This window comes from Streptomyces muensis (genome assembly GCF_021474425.1).
Lineage (GTDB): Bacteria > Actinomycetota > Actinomycetes > Streptomycetales > Streptomycetaceae > Streptomyces > Streptomyces muensis.
In genome coordinates this window covers 1-1,798 of sequence record NZ_JAKEIP010000541.1, presented here as the reverse complement: position 1 = coordinate 1,798, position 1,798 = coordinate 1, and the positions used below count along the sequence as shown (strand labels likewise).

At 75.5% G+C, this 1,798-nt stretch carries 1 protein-coding gene; it reads right to left on the bottom strand.

The window, feature by feature from the left end:
• Positions 1 to 69: 69 nt before the first annotated feature.
• Positions 70 to 1,798, bottom strand: a 1,729-nt coding sequence (locus L0P92_RS44160; RefSeq protein WP_234768770.1) for a glycosyl hydrolase family 95 catalytic domain-containing protein, incomplete at its 5' end; no start/stop codon positions are given.

The window sequence follows — 1,798 nt, the reverse complement described above, 5'->3', positions numbered from 1 at the left end:
CCCCCCCCCCCCCCCCCCCGCGCCCCCCCCCCCGGCGGGGCCCCCCCGCGGGGGATGTGCGGTGGGGGGTTACCACGTCCTCAGGGTGAGGACGTGGTCTTCTCCGGCGACGAGGTCGAGCGGTTGTGCGGCGCTGTCGCCGTCGCCGGATGAAGTCCGGAGTTCGACGCGGACGGTGCGGGACGGCTTCAGGACCGCCGTCGCGCCGTCGCGTGTCCAGGTCAGGTCGACCTCCGCGCCGAACCGGGTGCGCACGCCCCGGAGCCGGCCCTCCCGGAAGGTGGGGGGAAGGGCGGGCAGCAGGACCAGGCGGTCCGGGGTCGACTGCACGAGCGTTTCGATCAGTACGGCCGGCAGGGTGTGCGCGGCGTCCGCGTTGTAGACGTCGCGGTTCGGGTAGTGGGCGCTCATCAGGGAGGCGTGGAAGAAGTCGCCGCCGAGGACCTGGTCGAGGGCGTGGGCGACCCGGCCGGCGTCCCTGAGGCGGGCCGCGATCAGGGCGTGGTGGAGGTGGCCGTGCGCGGAGTCGTTCTCGGCGCCGCGCAGTTCGAGGGCGCGGTGGGCGGCCGCGGCGAGGTCGGGGGTGTCGTACGGGGTGATCTCGTCGAGCGGCCAGACGCCGTAGAGGTGGCTGAGGTGGCGGTGGTCGTAGGAGTCCTCCAGGCCGGGCCAGGCCCATTCGGCGAGGGCGCCGTCGGCGTTGATCCGGTGCGGGGGGAGGCGGTCGGCTAGGGCTCGCCAGCGGTCGGCGTCCGGGGTGTCCGGGTGGTAGGCGGCCGCGGTGCGCAGGGCGTGCCGGGCCGCCGAGAGGTCCATGGCGGCGTTGAGCGTGCCCCAGCTCGCGTTGGCCGGCCGGTTCTCGGGTGAGTAGGAGGGGACGACGACCAGGTGGCCGTCGGCGTCGGTCCGGGTGAGGAAGTCCTCGTAGAAGTGGGCGACTTCGGCGAGGGCGGCGGCGGTGCGGGGATCGCGGGTGCCGTGGGTCTCGTCGTGGTCGACGAGGGGCTTGAGCAGCCAGTCGGCGCCTGCGGTCCACAGGTGCAGGGGGTACTCGCGGTTGAAGTGGTACGAGTGGCCCGACTCGCCGTCGGTGTGCGCGGGGGCCACCACGCCCCGGGTGCCGAAGACGGCGCGGGCGTTGTCGCGCCAGTCGGGCAGCTGGCGCTGGATGAGCGCGGCGTGGGCCGCGGTGACCTCGGGGAGGGCGGCGGCCGCGGCGGAGGCGGTCTGGAGGTTGAGGTTGGCGTCGTTGGTGAACGCGCCCGACCAGGCGGTGTTCCAGTCGCCGGTCCACAGGCCGGTCAGCCGGGGCGGGAAGAGGCCGCCGGCGGACAGCAGATGGTAGCGGCCGGCCGCGAAGAGCCGCTCCAGCAGGGCGGCGGCACTCGGACGCTTGAGCAACTCGGAGCCGGGCAGGGCGCGTTCGGCCGGGTCGGCGGCGAGGTCGAGGGTGACGCGCTCGTAGGCGGTGCGGTGGCGGGCGACATGGCGGGCGAGGAGCTCGTCGTGTCCCGTGGCCGCCAGGTCGCGCAGGGCGCGGCCCTCCGCCGTCACGTCGAGTTCGCCGGTGTGGCGCCGGACCCGGGTGAGGAGGAGGACGGACCGGGCTCCCTCGATGTGTGCGCCCGGAGGAGCCAGCGCCGTCGTACCGCCGTCGACGGCGATCACGGTGACGCCGGTGAAGGCGAGGTCGCTGTCGGGGTAGCGGGCGCGCAGGCTGAGCAGGGCGCCCTCGGGGGTGAGGAGGGCTCCGTGGCCGACGCCCAGGGCGGTGGGGGCGCCGGGGAGGGCGTGGTCC